Origin of the sequence: Streptomyces sp. Edi4, assembly GCF_040253615.1 — a bacterium.
Taxonomy (GTDB): Bacteria; Actinomycetota; Actinomycetes; order Streptomycetales; family Streptomycetaceae; genus Streptomyces.
The window spans coordinates 6,878,448-6,899,713 of record NZ_JBEJGY010000004.1 but is presented as its reverse complement, the minus strand read 5'-3'; the positions used below and the strand labels follow the sequence as shown (position 1 = coordinate 6,899,713).

Here is a 21,266-nt window from a genome sequence, read left to right as displayed (position 1 = left end):
CCAACGTTCCTGAACGCGCTCTCACCCCCGGTCGGATCCCTCCCCCGCCTGCTCCCGGCACCGCTCGCGGAGCGCTCTCAAATGGACCAGGGGGTAGTGGGCCTGCTCGTTGGCCAGCGCCGCGGTGGCCTCTTCGATCAGCGGCAACGCCTCCGTCGGCCGACCGCTCGCCTCCAGGGTCTCCGCGAGGTCGGTGAGCGTACGCGCGGTGTTGTACGCCTCATGTGTGGCCCGGAAGAAACTGAGAGCGCTCTCCAGCTCTTCCCGCGCCGGCGCCCACTGACCGAGACCGCGCAGGGCACGGCCGCGGTGGCGCCGCAGAAGGGCCCGGGCACGCGGCAGATCGTGGCTGCCCTCGCCGTCGGGGCGGACACCGTCCAGGATGCGGTCCGCCGCCTCGAAACAGTCGTACGCCTCACGGAAACGCCACTCACGCAGCCGCAGCAGCCCCAGCGATTCGACGGCCGTGGCGTGGCCCCGGCTATGGCCGGCCGCCTCCTCGATGCGGGCGGCCTCGGTGAAAGCGCTCTCAGCCTCGGGCCACCGGCGCAACTCGGTGAGGTTCAGGCCGAGCAGGGTCTGCATGCGCGCGGCCTCCCTGGAGTCGGGTGCCCAAGAGCGTGTGACCCGGACGCCCGCGTCGAGGGCCGGGAGCAGTTGGTCGTGGCAGCCCATCTTCAGCTGAAGCGGCCACAGAGCCTGGTTCAGGCGGAAGACCGCATCCGCGTCGCCCAACTCCTCAGCCGCGGCGATGGCTTGGAGGAGAGTGCCGAGTGTGTCGCGCAGAGCGGTCAGCGCCTCGCCGGCATCGGTGTACCGTGCCCCGGCCGGTGCAGGCTGCTGCGGTTCTCCGAGCCGCCATCCTTGCCGTAGGGCCGCCTTGCTCGCCGGTTCGGCGAAGGAGACACACCACCGCACCGCCCCGCGGACGGCCTCCTCGACCGCTGCGGGGCCCTCCTCGCTGAGTCCCTGCGTCGCCGCGTACTCCCGGACCAGGGGTCTGATCCAGTACGTGCCGTTGGTCGCGCTCTCCACCAGGCGGACGGCGGCCAGCTCGTCCAGGACGCGTCCGGCGGCCGTCTCCTCAATGCCGAGCACCGCCCCGGTCAGCGGGGCGTCGATGGCGGGCCAGTCGCGCTGGGCGAGCAGTCGCAAGGCGCGTGCCGCGTCGGGCCGCAGGGCACGGATCCCGTCGGCGACCGCGGTGCGGGCGGCGTCGCCGCTCGGCTGCCCGTCCTGCTGCCAGTGCCGGGCCGTGAGGCGGGCCGCCGCGGCACGCAGCGCGAACGGTGAGCCGGCGCAGCGTTCCAGCACGGCGGGCAGCGTCGCCCGGTCCAGGGTCACGTTCCCCGCCTTGGTGACCACGGCCAGCAGTCGCCGGGCGTCCTTGTCCGAGAGCGCTCTCAGCGGGATCCCCACCGCGTCGAGACCGGGCAGCGGGTGGCGGGCGGTCACGATGACGAACACGCCGGGCGCGGAGGTGAGTACGGGAAGGATCTGCGCCGCGGACCGTGCGTGGTCGAGAACGATCAGCAGCCGGCGATCCGTGGTGCAGGCACGCAGCAGTGCTTCACGGTCCTCGCGGGTGGGCGGGACTTCGGCCGCCGGGACGCCCAACTGCCCGAGCAGCGAACCAAGTACGGCCGATGGGTCCGCTCCCGCCGCGGGTCCCGCGCCGCGCAGGTCGGCGTACAGCTGTCCGTCGGGGAAGCGGCGCAGTTCGGCGCAGCCCCAATGCAGGGCCAGCGCGCTCGTTCCGATGCCCTGCGGACCGTGCAGCACCGCCACCCGTGGGCGGCCGTCCGGTCGGCGGGAGGCCTCCCGGCTCAGCGCCTTGCGCTCGCTCTCACGGTCGGTGAAGAACCGGGTGGAGGCGCGCAGCACGGGCCGTAGGTCGGCGTCGCCCGGGCGCGGGGCGCTGCGGGCGAAGGCGGTCCAGGCCGTGGCGAGGCCGGGGTCCTGGCGTACGGCGTCGTGCACCAGTTGGGCCACGCCGCTCAGTTCGTCGCGATCCCGTGGAGCGCGGACCTCATGGCCCACGATGCGCCGGACCAGACCGCCCGCGCTCTCCCAGGCCGCCTTGCCCGCCTCGTTGGCCAGCCCCGCGCCGACCGCGCCCAGTACGGCGGCCACGGCCTCCGCCGACGAGAGGTCCAGCATGTTCCGCCCCCGATTCGCCCGTCGCCCCCGCTTGCCGCCGCCACGCTAGCAACATCCTTTCGGGGCGACCGAGTTCCCCAACGTTTGGCCGAAACCCTTCGGCGCGCGGGGCTCGCAAGCGAGCACTCGACGGCTCGGCGCGCGCCCTAACGGCTGGACACCACGCTGAGATGTCCGCGCCCGCGCCGAGCCACGGCCGGCTCCGACTCACGCAGGACCATCGTCAGGCGGCGGAGCCCGAACTCCCGCAGCGTACGCGGCGATTCGATGAAAAGGCGGCAGCTGGTGCGGCCGCGCCCCGGGTCCGGGTGGCACACCTGCCGTACCGCGCCGTCGTGGTGCACGGCGGCGTCACCGACCGCCTTGACCCAGTGCGGAAGGCCGAGCCGGAAGGCGGCGTCCATGATCGGGTCGTCGGCGATGTCGCGCCGGATGTCCCTGAGCCAGGGAGCGCTCTCATCGTCAGCGAACGCCTCGGCGAACTGGGCCAGCAGGGGGAGGCACCAGGCCGTCTCGTGCTCGGCCAGCACGCTGGCGGCCTCCGGGTGGAACAGGACGAAACGCAGGAAGTTGTGGCCGGGCATCGCCGTGGGGTGCGGTCCGACGCCATCGAAGAGGGCGTCGTAGGCCGCGTTGGAATGGGCCACGCCCCAGCCCGAGTCGAGGACCACGGACGGGAAGGGCAGGGCGTCCGTCATCGTGAAGTAGTCATGGACATAGGCCCTGAGCTCGGGGTTTCCCTCAAGCTCCGAGGTGTCGTGCCTTTCGGCTGTCGTCTTCTCGGCTGCGTGCTCCCTCGCTGCCGTCTGCTGTCCGGGACGCTCCTGGACCAGGGCGAACGGGCACTCCGCCGTGGGGACGTGCGCTGCCGGAATTTTCGTCACCGAATCCTTCGCCACCGATTCTTCCGCCATCGAGTACGCGACTCCTCTTGCTGGCCCGCGAGTGCGGCGGCCGGCCTTCGGGCCCGCCCGGGGCTCGGAGGGCGATCTTCACACCGCGTGGCGATCCTGATACCGCCGCCACAATGATGTCAAGCATCGTGGCATTCCGGCCCCCCGAAGCTTTGATTGCGCCACAACTGTGGCAAGTTCTGGTTGTTGTTGCCGGGAACCGCTAGCCTCCGGAGCATCCACTGTTGTGTCCGCCGACTCTCATGATCTAGGAGAACTACTGGTGACGGACGGCTTCTTGGTTCCGGGACCGGCGGCCACGGGCCCCCTCGCGGCCGTCGTCGCCCGTGTGGCCGAGCTCGCCGGAAAGCTCGGCATGAATCATGCGGACGTGTTCGACGTCCACCGGCTCTCCGAGGCCTCGGGCGTCCCGGCCGACGTGGTCAGCCTGCTGCTCGAAGGCCGGCCCGCCGGTGAACCCGACCTGCAGGCACGCTTCTTGCAGCGGTTCGGTCTGCTGCGCAGCACCCGCCGCAAGCCCAACGGCCGCCCGCACACGCAACAGGAGATCGCTGACGGTGCCGGCATGTCGCGCCAGCAGGCGGGTGCGCTGATCAATGGCGACCGGCGGCCGACCATGGAGCACTGCGACGCGATCCAGCGCTTCTTCGGCGTCCACGCGGGGTTCTTGACGGCCGACGACACCGACGCGCTCGGCGGCGCCCTGCTGCGCACCGAACAGGAATTGCTCCAGCGACTCGCGGGCCGCGAGCGTCAAGAGGCGGACGGCGCACCCGGCGGTGACGCGCTGGAGCGTCTGTTGCAGGACCACGGCGTCCGTGGCATCGCCTGGCGGGCCGCCCAACTCCCCACCGACAAACACCGCGACAAGGTGACCGAGTGGCTGGACATGCTCTTGGAGAGTGTGAAGCAGTCGGAGACCTGATGGCCCGGCCACGCGGCGAACACGCTCTCCGGAGCGCATCAGCCTGCCCGAACGCCGACCGCCGTTGGTTTCCGGCCTTGGAGTGATGGCGAGTTCAACGAACTTGGGCTCAATGTCGACTGGATCAATCGCGCACGGCTCGGCAGAGTGCTGAACCGTGACGGGTTGCTCGACGAATGCTGCTCGATGAACGGCTTGCGGGGAGAACGGTGGGCATAGGCAAGGAGATGCGCCGGCTGTGCGGCGAGCTGGTCGCGGGCATCACGATCCCCGCCCCGGCGGAGCCCACCGCCCTGTACGCGGCCCTGTGCGAGGGCATGAGCCGGCGCCGGGGCCGCCCCGTGGAGTTCCGCATGGCGGCCTTCCCACCCGGAACGGCCAGCGGCCTCTGGCTCGACATGGCGGATCGCGACCTGGTGGTGGTGGAGGAGCGCACCGCTCCGGACCATCAACTGGTCATCCTGGGACATGAGTTGTGGCACATGGACGCCGGACACGGCAGCCACCATGTCGACGGCGCCACTGTGGCGGCACGGCTGTTCTCCACACACGGCGACCTGGGCGCCGCCGTGCGCAAGGTGGCCGCGAGAACGCGCTCTCATCTGTCCGAGGAGACGGACGCCGAGAGCTTCGGACTGCTCCTGGGCAGCAAGTGCCGGCCCTGGCTGACCGGGACGGGCTCGCGCGGCCCGGTGCGCCGCGACATGCTCGCAGGACGCATCGAGGCCTCGCTCGGGTACCGCGGTCCGCAGGGCTGAGGCGTGCAGAGCCAGGATTACTACGTACCGGCCGCCGCGATGGGGACGGCCCTCGCCTTCAAGGTGCCCTCGCTGGTTCGGGCCTGGCGTGATCCGCTGCTGCGCGCGGTGTGCGCGCTGCTCGCCCTGGCCGGACTCGTCTTCTTCTTCGCGGCGCCGTCGACCATCGCGGACGTCAACCGCCTCACCGGCGTCCGCAACTTCTCCGCGCCCCTGGTCTACTCCCTTCTGAGCGCTTTCAGCGCCTCGTGTCTCGTCCTCATCGTCAACTGGCGTGGCGGCCCCGCCGAGCAGACCCGGCGGATCTCCCGCCGGTGGATCGCGGCGTACAGCGTCGAGGTCGTCGTGATCGTCACGCTGTTCCTGCTCGGCGACACGCCCGTCGAGCGGCTGCGCGACCTGGACACGTACTACGCCAACACGCCCTTCATCCGCGAGATGATCGTGCTCTACCTCGTGGCCCTGACCGTCGCGGGCGTGTCGATGAACGTGATGTGCTGGCGCTGGGCGCTCCAGGTGCACGGCTGGCTGCGGACCGGGCTTTTGATCATCGTGCTCGGCTATCTGTTCAACCTGGCTTATCTGATCACCAAGTTCAGCGCCGTGTTCGCGCGGTGGGGCGGCCACGATCTGGACTACCTGAGTTCGGACGTGGCGCCCACGCTGGCCTCCTGGGGGGCTCAGATCAGTGCCGTCGGTTTCTGCCTGCCGCTGGTGTGCCAGCGGTTCGCGGACAGCTGGAGCACCTGGACCACCTACCGCCAGCTGGGGCCGCTCTGGCGCGAACTGCGCGCGGGGGCGCCCTCCCAGGGCCGTTCGGTCCGTATCTCCTGGTGGTCGTCCGCCGAACTGCGCGTGACCCAGCGCGAGTCCGACATCCACGACGGCATGCTGGGGCTCTTCCCCTACTTTGACGCCGAGGTGCGGGCGAAAGCGTATGAGAGCGCTCTCGCGGCGGGCTCCGAACCGGTCCTCGCGCACGCCGAGGCCGACGCCGCGATGGTGACGGCCGCCGTACGGGCCCGCGCCGCCGACCCGCTGGGAAAGGTCATCAATTCCGCCGAGGCAGCCGGCTCGCCGCTGCCCGAGGGACCGCGCGATCTGGTGCGGATGTCCGTAGTACTGCGTCAGTCACCCGTCGTCGCCGCCGCCCGAGAGCGCGCGGAAACCAGGTAAGAGAGCGATTTCCATGAGCGAACCCGAAAGCCCGCGCCGGGGTACGGGCCCCCGTAGAGCCGTCGTCATCGGCGGCGGCATGGCCGGCATGCTGGCCACCGCGGCGCTGGTCGAGCACGTCGACCTCGTCACCGTCGTGGAGCGCGACGTGCTGCCGACCGGCCCCGAGCCGCGCAAGGGCCTGCCGCAGGCCCGCCACGTCCACGTGGTGTGGTCCGGCGGCGCGCGGGCGATGGAGATCCTTCTCCCGGGCCTCATCGACCGCTGGCTGAAGGCCGGGGCGCGGCGCATCCCGTTGCCCACGGGCCTCGTGTCGATGCAGTCACAGGGCTGGCTGCGCCGCTGGCCCGAGATGCAGTTCATGATCGCCTGTAGTCGTGACCTGCTGGACTGGGTGGTCCGCGACCAGGTGGCGTCCAGACCGGACGTCACGGTCCTGGAAGGCACCGAACTCCTCGGCCTCGAGGGGGATTCCTCCCGCGTCACCGGTGTCCGCGTACGGAGCCCCAAGGGTGAAGAGCGCGTCCTGGAGGCGGACTTGGTGGTCGACGCCTCGGGTCGGGGCTCGCGGGCACCCCTGTGGCTGCGGGCGCTCGGGGTGCCCACGCCCCGCGAGGAGAAGGTCGACTCCGGACTCGTGTACGCGAGCCGTCTCTTCGAAGCACCCGCAGGGAGCGAGGAATACCCCCTGGTCAATGTGCAGTCGGACGCCCGGGAACCGGTGCCCGGCCGCACCACGACGATCGTGCCCATCGAGGGCGGACGCTGGCTGGTCACGCTCTCAGGCACCCGGGGCGGCGAGCCGAGCGGTGACCCGGAGGAGTTCGAGACGTTCGCCCGCTCGGTGCGCCACCCCGTCGTCGGCGAGCTCATCGCGGGGATGAAAGCGCTCTCCGACGTCGCCGTGACCCGCAGCACCGTCAACCGGCGGATCTTCTTCGAGGAAGTGCGGCCCTGGCCCGAGGGGTTCGTCGCGCTGGGTGACGCCGTCGCCACCTACAACCCGGTCTACGGGCACGGCCTCACCGTCGCCGCTCAGGGCGCCGTCGCACTGCGCGACCACGTGGCCGCCCACGGGATCGCCGGCCCCGGGCTCGCGCGCCGGGTGCAGCGCGCGGCCGCGCGCCCGGTGACGGTGGCCTGGGAACTGGCCACCGGTCAGGACATCCTCTACCCGGGGGCGAAGGGCAAGCAGCCCGGACTCGCGGCCAAGGTGCTGCGCCACTACGTGGACAGACTCCTGCTCACCGCGACCGGACGGCCACTCGTCACCAAGGCGTTCTTCGACGTGATCACGCTCTCAGCGCCGCTCACGGCGCTCGTGCGGCCCGAGATCGTGCTGGCGGTGCTACGCGGGCCCGTACTCCCCAAGCTCACGTCACCGCCTCTGACGGAGCGTGAACTGCCCCTAGCCCGGCGGCCGCAGAGGACTCCCTGACTCTGCCTCGCGCCACATCGCCGGACCCTGGGCCCAAGGGCTCGCGTGACACCGCGATTTGGGGCACGTATCGAACTTCCATAGGATCCGGCGATGATCACCAGAAAACGGCTGGCGGCCGGAGTGTGCGCGCTGGCCGCCACTTTCGCCACCGGCATTCTCCCGGCCGTCGGCACCGCCCAGGCCTTCGCCGCCCAGGGCCCCGACGGGCAGCCCGCCACGCAGCCCGGGCCCAAGGTCGACCTGGTCCTCGACGTCTCCGGTTCGATGCGGACCGCGGACATCGACGGCAAGACGCGTATGGCCGCCGCCAAGCAGGCGTTCAACGAAGTCCTCGACGCGGTGCCGCCGGAGGTCCAGCTCGGCATACGCACCCTCGGCGCCACCTATCCCGGCGAGGACCGCAAGGTGGGCTGCAAGGACACCCGCGCCCTCTACCCGGTCGGCCCGTTGAACCGTACCGAGGCCAAGACCGCCGTCGCCACCCTCGCGCCCACCGGCTGGACGCCCATCGGGCCGGCCCTGCAAGGCGCCGCCGACGACCTCAAGGGCGGTGACTCCACCCGCCGGATCGTGCTGATCACCGACGGCGAGGACACCTGCCAGCCGCTCGACCCCTGCGAGGTGGCCCGCGACATCGCGGCCCAGGGCATCCATCTGACCATCGACACGCTCGGTCTGATCCCGGACGCCAAGACCCGCCAGCAGCTCACCTGCATCGCCGAGGCCACCGGCGGCACCTACACCTCCGTACAGCACACCGACCAGCTCTCCGGCAAGGTCAAACAGCTGGTGGACCGGGCCGCCGACCCGGTGGTCGTGCCCGTCGCGACGAGCGGCACGGCGAGTTGTGAGAGCGCTCCCGAGCTGAAGCCGGGCCTCTACACGGACCGCGAGAAGTTCGCCGAGCACCGCTCGTACAAGGTGAACGTACTGCCCGGCCAGGAGCTGCGTGCCTCCGCCAGCATCGGCATGGACCGGCCGGCCAATCCGGACTACGGCATCCTGCTGCGGGCGGTGACCGCGCACGGCCGCGAGATCGTACGCGGATCGGAAGCGGGCGACGGACGCACCGATCTCATCTCGACCGGCCTTCGCTACCCCAAGGCGTCGGCGGACGACTCCGACGACAAGTCGACGCCGGAGTCCGTCTGTCTTCAGGTGTCCAACTCCTTCTCGGCCGCACCCGGCGTCAAGACCGACCCCGGGCTGCCCGTGGAGCTCGCCATCGACGTGGTGGACGGCCCCGAGCACGCTTCCGACGTGGCCTCCTTCGGTCTTGGCCGGGGCTGGTGGCTGCTCGGCGCCCTCGCGCTGACCGGTCTCGTCGCGGGGCTGGTGTGGGGCTGGATCTCGCGCTGGCGCATCGCGGTCTGGCGGACCAACTGATGCCGAACACCACCTCACGCCCCGGGGGCCAACTGATGCGTACGGTACGGATGTTGACGGCCGGCGCGCTGACGGGCGCCGCCCTGCTCGCGGGCTCGGCCGCGCCGGCGCTCGCCGACTCGCCATCGGCGAGCCCGTCCGCGTCGAAGAGCTCGGCGGCGCCCACGGAAGCGGGTACCGCCTTCCGTACGGCCGTCGCGGTGCGGCAGGGCCAGAAGGCCACCGCGTCCGCGTCCAGCGGTGACTACCTGTACTGGATGTTCCCGGCAGACGCCGGACAGCGCCCCACGGTCACGGCCAAGGTCACGCTGCCCGAGGCTGCCTCGCGGCACGGTGCCTCCACCTGGCGCATCGATGTGTACGACGGGCTGCGCCGCCGCCAGCCCTGCATGTATGGAACGCAGTCCAGGTCCGCCGCGCAGGACGCGGCCACGGTCGACCTGTCCTGCACCCTGCGACCCACTGTCGCCTGGGCCGACACCTGGTCCAACGATCCGCTGCCGGGCAGCTACTACATCCGGCTGACGGCCGTGTCGCTGCCGGACACCGACCGGGGTCTGCCGTTCAAGGCGGAGGTCGAACCGACCGTCCTGGAGACGGGTGGCGCCCACGCCGTGGACGGGAAGCTCTCGACTCCGCTCGGCGCCAAGTCGGCGGTCGAGCCGGAGGGTGGCTGGACGTCGGGCTGGTGGACCGACCGCTGGCTCTGGACGGCGGCGGGCGGGCTCCTCGCCGCGCTCGCGGGCGTGGCGGGCTACAACCTGACCCGCGGCCGAGGCCGGCCCACGCGGGTGCCGCCGAGGGTGTGAGGAGGCGGGGCGAGGGCACGTGTGCCTGCACTTGAGAGCGCTCTCGGCACCCTTGACCGGTGCCGGAGCATGGCGGGGCGCGCGTGGATGAGAGCGCTCTCCGCGTTTAGCTGGTGCCGGACCGTGGCGGGCGCGTGCGCGTGAGAGCGCTCTCGGCATTCCCGAACCGGTGCCGGACCGTTGGCGGGGCACGCGTGGGTGAGAGCGCTCTCGGCGTTCCCGAGCCGGTGCCGGAGCATGGCGGGCGCGTGTGCGTGAGAGCGCTCTCGGCGTTCCCGAGCCGGTGCCGGAGCGTGGCGCGAGGCCGGCGTGTGAGAGCGCTCTCAGACGCCGGCCTCGCGCCGCCACCCCTCCGCCCATCCACCCCACCCGGCCGCGATTCACCCGGTGCCGTACCCGCCCGGGCCGTACCCGCCGTACCCGCCGTACCAGACTCTGAGGTACCTGACCCAGCGCCACCCCAACCAAGGAGTTCCACGTGAGCCAAGCCGGCCAAGCTACGAACACGCCCGTCGTCGCCGTTCTGGGCACCGGCGTCATGGGGGCAGGCATGGCCCGCAGTCTGCTGCGGGCCGGGCTGACCGTACGGGTCTGGAACCGGACCCCGAAGAAGGCCGAGGCGCTGGCCAAGGACGGGGCATCCGTACACGCGGGCCCCGACGAGGCCGTACGCGGCGCCGATGTCGTCCTCACCTCCCTGCACGACGGCCCGTCTGTCGCCGCCACCCTCGCGGCCGCCTCCCCGGGCGTGCACGCCGGGCAGCCGTGGCTTCAGACCTCCACCGTCGGGCCGGACGCGACGCTCGAACTGGCCGCGCAGGCAGGGGAGTTGGGCGTCGCGTACTACGACTCCCCCGTGCTGGGCACCCGTGATCCCGCCGAACAGGGCAAGCTGACGGTCTTCGTCTCGGGGCCGCCGACGGCGCGGGAAAGCCTCGCGCCCGTACTGGACGCGATCGGCCAACGAACCGTCTGGGTGAGCCACGACCCGGGCGGCGCCTCCCGCCTGAAGCTGGTCGCCAACACCTGGGTGATCAATCTGGTCGGCGCCGTCGCCGAATGCCTCGGCCTGGCCGAGGCCCTTCAGGTGGACCCACGTCTCTTCCTGGACGCGCTCTCCGGCGGCCCCCTGGACACCGCCTACCTGCACGCGAAGTCCGCCGCACTGCTCACCGGTGATCTGACGCCGAGCTTCGCGCTTTCCAGCGCCCTCAAGGACACGCGTCTGATCCTCAGTGCGGCCGAACAGGCGGGCGTACGGCTCGATTTGACCGAGGCCTCTGCTGAGCGCTTCGCACGCGCCCAGGCGGCCGGGCACGGCGACGAGGACATGATCGCGACGTACTTCGCGGGCCGCACGGAGAAGTGAGCGGCCCCGGCGCTCCCCGTCGGCGCCCAGCGACGCCCCGCAGGGGCACCGCCGTGCCCCCGCCAGGCCAGCGCCGGGGGCCCTCGGGGTACCGCCGCGCCACCCTCGGACGCCGTCCCCGCCCGCGAACTCCGGAAAGAAGGGCGCGGGCGGTTCGATAGCATGGCTCTGCCCGTCGGGCGGGGGCGGCACGCGATGCCGGTCCCGGGACGGGCCCTCCCTACCTGGGTTCGCCGCGGCCAGGCCGCGGTGCCGCACGTACGAACATAAGGAGCATCCGAGGATGTCTCGACACCTGATCACCAGCGCGCTGCCGTACATCAACGGGATCAAGCACCTGGGCAACATGGTCGGGTCGATGCTTCCGGCGGACGTGTACTCCCGCTACCTGCGCCAGCGCGGTCACGACGTTCTGTACATCTGCGCCACCGACGAGCACGGCACCCCCGCCGAGCTGGCCGCGAAGGAGGCGGGGGTGTCCGTCGCCGAGTTCTGCGCGCAGGCGCACGACACCCAGAAGGCGATCTACGACGGCTTCCACCTGGCCTTCGACTACTTCGGCCGCAGCTCCTCGCAGCAGAACGTCGAGATCACACAGCACTTCGCGCGGAAGCTGAAGGAGAACGGTTTCATCGAGGAGCGGGCGATCCGCCAGGTGTTCTCGGTCGCCGACGACCGCTTCCTGCCGGACCGCTACATCGTCGGCACCTGCCCCCACTGCGGGTACGACAAGGCGCGCGGCGACCAGTGCGAGAACTGCACGCGCGTCCTGGACCCGACCGACCTGCTGGAAGCGCGTTCAGCGATCAGCGGCAGCAGCGATCTGGAGGTCCGCGAGACGCGGCACCTGTTCCTGCTCCAGTCCAAGCTCCAGGGCGAGGTCGAGGAGTGGATCGACCGGGTCGGCGGTGAGTGGCCCCAGCTGGCGTCGTCGATCGCCCGCAAGTGGCTGACCGAGGGCCTGCATGATCGCGCGATCACCCGCGACCTGGAGTGGGGCGTTCCGGTTCCGGCCGACACCTGGCCGGAGCTGGCCGCCGAGGGCAAGGTCTTCTACGTCTGGTTCGACGCGCCGATCGAGTACATCGGCGCCACGAAGGAGTGGGCGGACCTCGACCCGGAAAACCGTGACTGGCGGTCGTGGTGGTATGAGCCCGAGGGCGCGGCGGACGTGCGGTACACCGAGTTCATGGGCAAGGACAACGTGCCCTTCCACACGGTGATGTTCCCGGCGACCGAGCTGGGGGTGCGCGAGCCGTGGAAGAAGGTCGACTACGTCAAGGCCTTCAACTGGCTCAACTACTACGGCGGCAAGTTCTCCACCTCGCAGCGCCGTGGTGTCTTCACCCACGACGCCCTGGAGATCCTGCCGGCCGACTACTGGCGCTACTTCATGATGGCGAACGCTCCCGAGTCCGACGACACGTCGTTCACCTGGGAGCACTTCACCGCGACGGTCAACAAGGACCTGGCGGACACGCTCGGCAACTTCGTGAACCGCGTCCTGTCGTTCTCCCGCAAGCGCTTCGGCGACGAGGTCCCGGCGGGCGCGGCGGCCGGGGCGGCGGAGGAGAAGCTGGGCGAGGAGATCGCCGGGCTGCTCGCTGAGTACGAGGGCCACATGGAAGCGCTCCAGTTCCGCAAGGCGGCCGCGTCCCTGCGGGCGCTGTGGTCGGCCGGCAACTCCTACCTGGAGGAGAAGGCTCCCTGGCTGGAGATCAAGACCGATCCCGAGGCCGCCGCGCTGACGCTGCGCACCGCGATGAACCTGATCCACCTGTACGCGGTGGTGTCCGAGCCGTTCATCCCGGCCTCGGCCAAGGCCATGCGCTCCGCGTTCGCGCTTGAGGAAGTGGCGCCGTCCGCCGCGCGTGCGACCTGGGTGACGCCCGAGCAGGCCAGGGCCCTGGACGCGGTCCCCGCTGGGAGCGCTTTCACGGTCCCGCCGGTGCTGTTCGCGAAGATCACGGAAGAGGACCTGGAAACGTTCCGGGAGCGCTTCGGCGGCGCCGACGACGCCTGATCGTGTGCCGGATGGTCCGACGGTGGTCGGTCCGGTCGGCCGGTCGGTCCGGCAGTTCCCGTAGGTCCGGTCGGCCGGTCGGCCGGTCGGTCCGGCGGCTGAGCATCGGGGGCGGGGCCCGTCCGTCAGGCGTGACAGGTCGGTCACGCCCGCGACGCCCTCGCCCGCGGCACCCCAGCACGGCCCCGCGACACACGCGCGGGGCCGTGCTGGGTCTCAGGTGGTGAGCAGTCCCGGGTCGCTCACCCCGGTCGCGCCGGTCTCGACGTGTCCGGCGAACCGGCGCAGGAATGTGGCGTCCGCGTCGGACGTCACCGACACGTCGTACCAGTTCTTGCCGGCGCGCAGAGCAACCGTGTACCGGACGGTCGCGCCGGCGGCGACGGTGAAGGTCTGGGTCGCTCCCCCGTAGGCCGCGGCGCTGGCGACCGTGAGGTGGACCGTGCCCTTGCCCGCGTTGGTCATGGTCAGGTCGAGGTTTCCGGTGCCCGCGTTGTGGCGGGCGGTGACCTCGGGCCCCGCCGTCTTGCCGGGGTTGCGGAAGGTGCGCAGGAACCCGTTCGGTCCGTAGACGCTGAGGTTGGTGACACCTCCGGAGTAGGTCGTGTTCCAGGTGTCGGAGACCGTCTTGCCGGCCTCGGTGGTGTAGGTCCAGGGGCCGTCCGTACGGTTCGGCGAGGTGACAAGGAACTGGGCGCCGGCCGAGGCGCCGCCGCCGAAGGTGAGGGTGAACTTGCCGGTGCTCACGTTCGCCGCCCCGTCGACCAGGGGCGCGTAACGCAGCGGCCGGGTGGGGCGCGATCCTCGTTCCTGCTTGGGCAGGGTGCCGGTGGTGGGTGGCACCGGCACGAAGTCGGGGTGCCGGTTGTGGTCCGGCGGCACGTACGCGTCCGTCGAGGGCAGCGTCGGCGCCGACGACTGGGTGCGGCTGAAGTCGAACGCCGACGTCAGGTCGCCGCAGATCGCCCGCCGCCAGGGCGAGATGTTCGGCTCGTGCACACCGAAGCGGCGCTCCATGAACCGGATGATCGACGTGTGGTCGAAGGTCTCCGAACAGGTGTAGCCGCCGGTGCTCCACGGCGAGACGACCAGCATCGGCACCCGCTGGCCGAGACCGTAGGGCCCGGCCGCGTAACTGGCGTTGCCCGCGAAGTAGTCGGGCCCCGTCTCGACCGTCGAGAGGCCTTGGTTGGCGTTGGCGGGCACGTAGGGCGGGACCACGTGGTCGAAGAAGCCGTCGTTCTCGTCGTACGTGATGAACAGCGCGGTCTTGGCCCACACCTCCGGGTTGGCCGTGAGCGCGTCCAGCACCTGGGAGATGTACCAAGCTCCGTAATTCGCGGGCCAGTTGGGGTGTTCGGTGAAGGCCTCGGGGGCGGCGATCCAGGACACCTCGGGCAGCGTGCCGGCCTCGACGTCGGCCCGGAGGACGTCGAAGAAACCGTCGCCGTTCTTGGCGTCGGTGCCGGTGCGTGCCTTGTCGTAGAGCGGGTTCCCGGGCTGCGCGTTGCGGTAACTGTTGAAGTAGAGAAGGGAGTTGTCGCCGTAGTTGCCCCGGTAGGCGTCATTGATCCAGCCCCAGCCACCGGCGGCGTTCAGACCGTCGCCGACGTCCTGGTAGATCTTCCAGGAGACGCCCGCCTCCTCAAGACGCTCGGGGTAGGTGGTCCAGCCGTACCCCTTCTCGTCATTGCCGAGCACGGGTCCGCCGCCCGTCGCGTCGTTGCCCGTGTAACCCGTCCACATGTAGTAGCGGTTGGGGTCGGTCGAGCCGATGAACGAGCAGTGGTAGGCGTCGCAGATGGTGAAGGAGTCGGCGAGCGCGTAATGGAACGGGATGTCCTCACGCGTGAGGTAGGCCATCGTCGTGGACGTCTTGGCGGGGATCCACTGGTCGTACTTGCCGCCGTTGAACGCCTTGTGGCTGCCGTTCCAGTCGTGGTTGAGGTCCTGGATGAACTGGAGTCCGAGTTTGTCCGCCTTGGGCCGGAACGGCAGCACCTCCTTGCCGGCGCCGACCTGGTGGAAGACGGACTTGCCGCTGGGCAGCGTGACGGGCCGCGGGTCACCGAAGCCCCGGACCCCGTTCAGGGAACCGAAGTAGTGGTCGAACGAACGGTTCTCCTGCATCAGGACGACGATGTGCTCGACGTCCTGGATGGTGCCGGTGGTGCCCGCGGCCGGGATGGACGCGGCGCGCGCGATGCTCTGTGAGAGCGCGGCGAAGGCGGCGGTGCCGCCCGCGAGCTGCATGAACCGGCGCCGGTTGAGTTCAGCCATGAGTGGGGGCCTCTGCAAGCGTGAGGGAACAGGGGGCGAGAGGGGTGTATCAAGAACACCCAAGCCCGCGAAAGCCCCCATGTCGTCACTGTGACACTCAGTGGTACGGCAAAAGAACAGGAACCCCATGTGGCGGCGGCCCTGTTGCCGCGGCGAGTCGCGGCGGGCGGGCGCCATCCAGAGGCGGGCGGGCGCCTACGCCATCCAGAACGCCTACGCCATCCAGAAGAAGACGGCGGTCATCCGTTTGTCGTCGATGGTGCTGCCGCAGTAGCCGGTCGCGCTGTGCATGGTGTTGGCGGTGTAGAGCAGCAGCCGGTTGTAGCGGTGCGCGACCCGTACGTCCTCAGTGAAGGAATCCGGGGGTACGAAGCGCGTTCCGAGCGCTTCGACGAGGTTGTTGTGGGGTGCGGTGACCATGTTGCCGCCGAGCACCCCGCCGGGCAGGCTCTGCCGGTAGAAACTGGTGCCGCAGTCCTTGGGCGCGCGCGGGCTGAGGTAGAGCACCGCCGCGTAACGGCACAGCGCACGCGAGTCGGTGTGGGGCCGGGGCTCGCTCTCGCCCGCACCGACGACCTGGACGCAGTTGTGGTTGAGGGTCGCACCCCCGGGCGCCGTCGCCTGCCACAGCTCCTTGGCCCCCGTGCTGGCCTTGACCAGACGCTCCACCCGAGCCAGCTCGGCGGGCATCAGACCGGGCATGGCGCGCAGCCCCGGCCAGGACTCCGCCTTGTACGGATACCCTTCGACCCAGTCATCCTTGGCCACGCAACGCGCCCTGATTTCATCGATGTTGGGCAGCACATCGTCCAATACCCAGTAATCCCGGCCGAGTTTGGGCTTGCGATAGGGAAGGACCGGGAGCGCCGGACGAATGGGGGGCATGCCGCCGACCATACTGGCAGGTCACGCCGGGCTCTCCACTGAACGGGTCAACCTTTCGCCAACACACGGGAATTGACGCGGGTACGATTTGGGAACGGGCTCGTAAATGTCCGCCGGGCAACCGCGCACAGTGAAAGCCGAGGGCAAGAAAAGGCCATGCGCGGGCAAGGGAATGCCCCTTGTTTCGTCAGGGACCCGCCCAACGCGGGTCGCCCGGTCGGCGTGGAGCAGTCGGCGGGTCGGGGCGCATGTGGCCGACTTGCGTTCCGATTGGTACGAGCTTGTGAGCCGGCGGGCCGGCTATGAGGGCAGCCGCCGGGTCGGGGTGGGGCAGCCGCCGGGCTGGGTTGGGGCAGCCGGCGGGTCGGGGTGGGGCGGCCCTGGAACGGCGCCGCTCCGGCGCGATGGCGTACGACGCCCACGCGTAGCCCGTACGAAGCCGATAAGAGGCTCCGTCCCCCACGAAGACCGACCAGCACGCTGAGAGCGCTCTCGGGCAGGGCCGCGTCGCACCCGCCCCCCGCACCCGGCTGCGCACCGCCCCCCGCGCCCGCCCCGCGCCCGAAGCCCGCGTCCGCCCCGCTCGCTCGGGCCTGGCCGTAGGCTCGGGGTGATATGGACGAGCATTCGACTTCGCACTGCCACCCCGCCCCGCTGGCACCCAAGGCGGACAAGGACACCGTGCGCCGGCACAACCTCAGTCTGGTGTTGCGGGCCGTGCACGACGAAAGCGCTCTCAGCCGCGCCGGGGCCGCCGCTCGTACCGGCCTCACCAGGGCCGCTGTGTCTTCGCTCGTCGATCAGTTGATCCGCAGCGGGTTTCTGACCGAGTCGGGCAAGTCCTTCAGTGGGCAGGCGGGGCGACCGGGAACCATGCTTACCCCGGCGCGCACCGGAAGGGCCGGGGCGGGAGTCGAGGTCAATGTCGACTATGTCTCGGTGTGCGTGGTGGACCTCGCGGGGACCGACCGGGTACGTCTCACCGAGCATCTGGACAACCGGGGCGCAGCGCCGGCCGATGTACTGGCCCGGGCAGCCGGGATCGCCGTCCGCGCGCTGGACTCGGCCGCCGAGCAGGGCCTGCGCCCGGTCGGGGTGGAGCTGGCACTGCCGGGCCTTGTCTCCCGGGGCGCCGTACGCCAGGCGCCCAATCTGGGCTGGCGTCAGGTCGAGGCCGAGGACTTGTTCAGCCGGGCTCTGGGCGCGCTGCGCCCCAACTCCCCTGCCCCTGCGGTCACTTCGGACAACGAAGCCAATCTCGCGGCGCTGGCCGAGCTGTGGTTCGGTGAGGCGGCCGGGCGCGTGGATCACTTTCTCTACCTGAGCGGAGAGATCGGCGTGGGCGGGGCGGTCGTCGTCAGTGGCGACCTGTTGCGCGGCGCGCACGGTTTCGCCGGGGAGATCGGGCATGCCGTGGTGGACCCGGACGGTCCCGAGTGCCGGTGCGGCTCCCGTGGCTGCCTTGAGCAGTACGCGGGACAGCTCGCGCTGCTGCGGTCGGCGGGGATCGCGCAGGACGCGGGTGTGCCGGGCGTGGTCGAACTGGAACGCAGGGCGCGCGCGGGCGACGCGAACGCCCTCGACGCACTCGCCCTGGCCGGCCGGACCCTGGGCATCGCCCTGTCGGGCGCGGTCAACCTCCTCGACCCGGACGCGGTCGTATTCGGAGGCATCTATCGCACGCTCGCGCCCTGGCTCGGGCCGGCCGCGGAGCGGGAACTGTCCCGGCGAGCCGTGTCGGGCCTCTGGCTCCCCGAGAGCCGGCGCCTGCGGGCGTCGTCGCTCGCCGGGGACGCGGCGCGTGGGGCGGCGGCCCGCGTCGTGCGCCGAGTCATCGCGGACCCGCTCGCCTACGGATAGGCCGCCCGACGCCATCGCCCGTGGGCGACCCGTTCAACCCCGCCACTCGGCTCCGGCCCCGGCTTCGTGCCGCCCGAGGCCGACCCGGACCCTCACTCCGTGAGAGCGCTCTCACGCCCTGGCTCGGCCGGGCCCCGACCTCCGCCCCTGACCCGCCCCTTGCACGGCCCGCCATCCCACCGTACGAAGCCAGCCCACCACACTACGCCACATCACCCCGCCGCGCCACGCCACCCCACCGCGCCACGCCACACCCCACAGCGCGCCACACTCACTCGCATCACCTCGCCGCACCCCCTCGCACTACCACGCCACACCACCCTGCTTGCATAAACATTCGGAATGATGAATACTCTTCCCATGTCCAAGGTTCTCACCTCCCTGCCCGCCGGCGAGCGCGTCGGCATCGCTTTCTCCGGCGGCCTCGACACCTCCGTCGCGGTCGCGTGGATGCGCGACAAGGGCGCCGTCCCGTGCACGTACACCGCCGACATCGGCCAGTACGACGAGCCCGACATCGCGTCGGTGCCCGGTCGTGCGCAGGCCTACGGTGCCGAGATCGCGCGCCTGGTCGACTGCCGCGCCGCGCTGGTCGAGGAGGGCCTGGCCGCGCTCGCGTGCGGTGCGTTCCACATCCGCTCCGGCGGCCGTGCCTACTTCAACACCACGCCGCTCGGCCGCGCCGTCACCGGTACGCTCCTGGTCCGGGCGATGCTGGAGGACAACGTCCAGATCTGGGGCGACGGCTCGACCTTCAAGGGCAACGACATCGAGCGGTTCTACCGTTACGGTCTGCTCGCCAACCCGCACCTGCGGATCTACAAGCCCTGGCTGGACGCGGACTTCGTGACCGAACTCGGCGGCCGCAAGGAAATGTCGGAGTGGCTGCTCGCCCACGACCTGCCCTACCGCGACAGCACGGAGAAGGCGTACTCCACGGACGCCAACATCTGGGGCGCCACTCACGAGGCCAAGACCCTCGAGCACCTGGACACCGGTGTCGAGACGGTCGATCCGATCATGGGCGTACGGTTCTGGGACCCGTCGGTGGAGATCCCCACCGAGGACGTGACCATCGGCTTCGCGCAGGGCCGCCCTGTGACGATCAACGGCAAGGAGTTCGCCTCCGCCGTCGACCTGGTCATGGAGGCGAACGCCATCGGCGGCCGCCACGGCCTTGGCATGTCGGACCAGATCGAGAACCGGATCATCGAGGCGAAGAGCCGCGGCATCTACGAGGCGCCCGGCATGGCGCTGCTGCACGCCGCGTACGAGCGCCTGGTGAACGCGATTCACAACGAGGACACCCTCGCCCAGTACTACAACGAGGGCCGTCGGCTCGGCCGGCTCATGTACGAGGGCCGCTGGCTCGACCCGCAGGCGCTGATGGTCCGCGAGTCGCTGCAACGCTGGGTCGGTTCCGCCGTCACCGGCGAGGTGACCCTGCGGCTGCGGCGTGGCGAGGACTACTCGATCCTCAACACCACGGGCCCCGCCTTCAGTTACCACCCGGACAAGCTGTCGATGGAGCGTACGGAGGACTCCGCGTTCGGTCCGGTGGACCGGATCGGCCAGCTCACCATGCGCAACCTCGACATCGCCGACTCGCGTGCCCGCCTGGAGCAGTACGCGGGCCTGGGCATCGTGGGCACCGCCCACCCGGAGCTGATCGGCGCCGCGCAGGCGGCGGCGACCGGCCTCATCGGCGCCATGCCCGAGGGCGGAGCCGAGGTCATCGCGTCCCGTGGCGAGGTCTCGGGCGACGACGAGCTCCTTGACCGGGCGGCGATGGAGTCCGGCACCGACTGATCCGGCACCGACCAGGCGCAGCGGCGCGACGGCACGGCAGGGCGACCCCGCGCAGCGCGACCACGGCATATCGGCGCGGTCCGGCCCCGACGGGGCACGAGGTTGGGCCGCCCTCGTACCCCGGCGTGCGGACTGGGCCTATTTGGACGAGGGCGAAGGCGATGTGGAGGCGTGGGGCTCCGTCACCGGCAGGTTGTACACATGGGCCGGTGTCACGATCTGGGTGATCGCCCGGCCGAGGAGCGTGGTCGGCTCGTGCTTGTCGTGCACGATGTCGGTGTTGATCAGCACGACAAGCGTGGCCTTCGCCTCGGGCAGGTACATGGTCAAGGACTCATAGCCGGGCAGTGAGCCGTTGTGGCCGATCCAGCCCTGCACGTTGAAGATGCCCAGACCGTAGGACGCGCCCTGGATGGTCGTCGGGACCGACTTGAGGCGTTGCGCCTGCGTCTGCCGGGACAGCAGAGTGCCGGTCGCCAGCACACGCGCCCAGCTCTTCAGATCGTTGAGGTCGGAGATCATCGCGCCGGCCGCCCATCCCCAGGACGGATTCCAGTCGGTGGTCACCGCGACCTTTCCGTTCAGGGTCTGGTTGGTGTAGCCCTGGGCGTGCGGGCTGGGGAAGGCGGCGTCGGTCGGGAAGCTGGTGTGGGTCAGGCCGGCCGGCTTCAGGACCTTCTGCGTGATGTAGTCGTGCAGGGGCATGCCGCTCTGCTTCTCGACGACCAGGCCGAGCAGGATCAGGTTGGTGTTGCAGTAGAAGAAGACCTTCCCCGGCTGCGAGAGCACCGGGTGCTTGAAGGAGTAGTCGAGCAGCTGTTGCGGGGTGAACGGCTTGGTCGGGTCGGAGAGCAGCGCCTTCACGAAGCCGTCGTCTTCCGAATAGTTGAACAACCCGCTGCGCATCTCGGCGAGTTGACGGAGCGTGATTTTGTCCCCGTTGGGCACGCCGGAGATGTACTTGCCGATCGGGTCGTCCAGGTGGACCTTGCCCTGGTCGACGAGTTGCAGCAGCGCGGTGACCGTGAAGGTCTTGGTCTCGCTCCCGATGCGCATGTACATGTTGGTCTTGATGGGGGCGCCGGTCGCCTTGTCGGCGACGCCGAACGCGCGGACGTAGTCACCCTTGCCGGGCGCCGAAAGGCTCACCATCGCGCCGGGGACGTTCGCTTCCCGCATGACCTGCTTGACGGCGGTGTCCAGGCGCGCGGCCACGGCCGGACTCAGCTGGGCGAAGCCGGAGTCGCTGGACGCCGACGGCGAGTTCGACGCGGACGTCGAGCCGGAAGGGGACGGGGACGAGCCGGAGGAGGACGGGGAAGCGAACGGCGAGTTCGACGCGGTCGCCGTGGCCGATGTGCGAGGTGAGGGCGGCGGGGCCGTCACCCCGTACGCGCTCGTGGCCGCCACCGGCACCGTCAGCACAGCGGCCGTAGCGACCCCGGCACATGTTCTGCGCCACTGGTTCTGT

At 70.6% G+C, this 21,266-nt stretch carries 15 protein-coding genes; 10 read left to right on the top strand and 5 right to left on the bottom strand.

The annotated features are described in order from the left end of the window. Positions 1-21: 21 nt before the first annotated feature. Both ABR738_RS33075 and ABR738_RS33070 read right to left on the bottom strand, forming a co-directional pair. Positions 22-2,160 (bottom strand): tetratricopeptide repeat protein, encoded by a 2,139-nt coding sequence (locus ABR738_RS33075; RefSeq protein ID WP_350233605.1) that lies wholly within the window; start codon positions 2,158-2,160, stop codon positions 22-24. A 146-nt stretch (positions 2,161-2,306) separates the two neighbouring features. Further along, positions 2,307-3,074 carry an MmyB family transcriptional regulator gene (locus ABR738_RS33070; RefSeq protein ID WP_350233604.1) on the bottom strand — a complete coding sequence of 256 codons (768 nt, stop codon included), beginning with the start codon at positions 3,072-3,074 and terminating at the stop codon, positions 2,307-2,309. A 262-nt stretch (positions 3,075-3,336) separates the two neighbouring features. Here ABR738_RS33070 and ABR738_RS33065 point away from each other — a divergent pair, with 262 nt between their 5' ends. The 8 genes from ABR738_RS33065 to metG all read left to right on the top strand — a co-directional run bounded on the left by ABR738_RS33065 (position 3,337) and on the right by metG (position 12,961). Next, complete coding sequence (locus ABR738_RS33065) at positions 3,337-3,999, top strand: helix-turn-helix domain-containing protein (protein WP_350233603.1); 663 nt, start codon at positions 3,337-3,339, stop codon at positions 3,997-3,999. Positions 4,000-4,226: 227 nt separating this feature from the next. Further along, positions 4,227-4,757 (top strand): toxin-antitoxin system, toxin component, encoded by a 531-nt coding sequence (locus tag ABR738_RS33060; protein WP_350234849.1) that lies wholly within the window; start codon positions 4,227-4,229, stop codon positions 4,755-4,757. 3 nt (positions 4,758-4,760) lie between these two features. Continuing rightward, positions 4,761-5,933, top strand: coding sequence for an MAB_1171c family putative transporter (locus ABR738_RS33055; RefSeq protein WP_350233602.1), 1,173 nt, complete (start codon positions 4,761-4,763; stop codon positions 5,931-5,933). Between the two features lie 13 nt (positions 5,934-5,946). Continuing rightward, positions 5,947-7,371 carry an FAD-dependent oxidoreductase gene (locus ABR738_RS33050; RefSeq protein ID WP_350233601.1) on the top strand — a complete coding sequence of 475 codons (1,425 nt, stop codon included), beginning with the start codon at positions 5,947-5,949 and terminating at the stop codon, positions 7,369-7,371. A gap of 93 nt (positions 7,372-7,464) precedes the next feature. Then, positions 7,465-8,760, top strand: coding sequence for a VWA domain-containing protein (locus tag ABR738_RS33045; protein ID WP_350233600.1), 1,296 nt, complete (start codon positions 7,465-7,467; stop codon positions 8,758-8,760). A gap of 35 nt (positions 8,761-8,795) precedes the next feature. Beyond that, entirely contained in the window at positions 8,796-9,569 is a 774-nt protein-coding gene (locus tag ABR738_RS33040; protein WP_350234848.1) for a hypothetical protein, read from the top strand. 478 nt (positions 9,570-10,047) lie between these two features. After that, positions 10,048-10,938, top strand: a complete 891-nt coding sequence (locus tag ABR738_RS33035) for an NAD(P)-dependent oxidoreductase (protein WP_350233599.1) — start codon at positions 10,048-10,050, stop codon at positions 10,936-10,938. 283 nt (positions 10,939-11,221) lie between these two features. Continuing rightward, positions 11,222-12,961 (top strand): methionine--tRNA ligase, encoded by a 1,740-nt coding sequence (gene metG / locus ABR738_RS33030; RefSeq protein WP_350233598.1) that lies wholly within the window; start codon positions 11,222-11,224, stop codon positions 12,959-12,961. Between the two features lie 216 nt (positions 12,962-13,177). On the opposite strand, the gene ABR738_RS33025 is transcribed toward metG, so the two are convergent. After that, on the bottom strand, positions 13,178-15,241 hold the full coding sequence (locus ABR738_RS33025; RefSeq protein WP_350233597.1) for a phosphocholine-specific phospholipase C: 2,064 nt from the start codon (positions 15,239-15,241) through the stop codon (positions 13,178-13,180). Between the two features lie 213 nt (positions 15,242-15,454). After that, entirely contained in the window at positions 15,455-16,126 is a 672-nt protein-coding gene (locus ABR738_RS33020; RefSeq protein WP_350233596.1) for a DUF6445 family protein, read from the bottom strand. Between the two features lie 615 nt (positions 16,127-16,741). Here ABR738_RS33020 and ABR738_RS33015 point away from each other — a divergent pair. Together ABR738_RS33015 and argG are read left to right on the top strand one after the other, a co-directional pair. Beyond that, positions 16,742-17,986, top strand: coding sequence for an ROK family transcriptional regulator (locus ABR738_RS33015; RefSeq protein ID WP_350233595.1), 1,245 nt, complete (start codon positions 16,742-16,744; stop codon positions 17,984-17,986). Positions 17,987-18,346: 360 nt separating this feature from the next. Then, positions 18,347-19,795, top strand: a complete 1,449-nt coding sequence (gene argG / locus ABR738_RS33010; RefSeq protein ID WP_350233594.1) for an argininosuccinate synthase — start codon at positions 18,347-18,349, stop codon at positions 19,793-19,795. A 138-nt stretch (positions 19,796-19,933) separates the two neighbouring features. Here argG and ABR738_RS33005 read toward each other — a convergent pair whose 3' ends face one another. Next, a complete protein-coding gene (locus ABR738_RS33005; protein WP_502964258.1) occupies positions 19,934-21,220 on the bottom strand; it encodes a serine hydrolase domain-containing protein in 1,287 nt (428 codons plus the stop codon). Between the last annotated feature and the right edge of the window lie 46 nt (positions 21,221-21,266).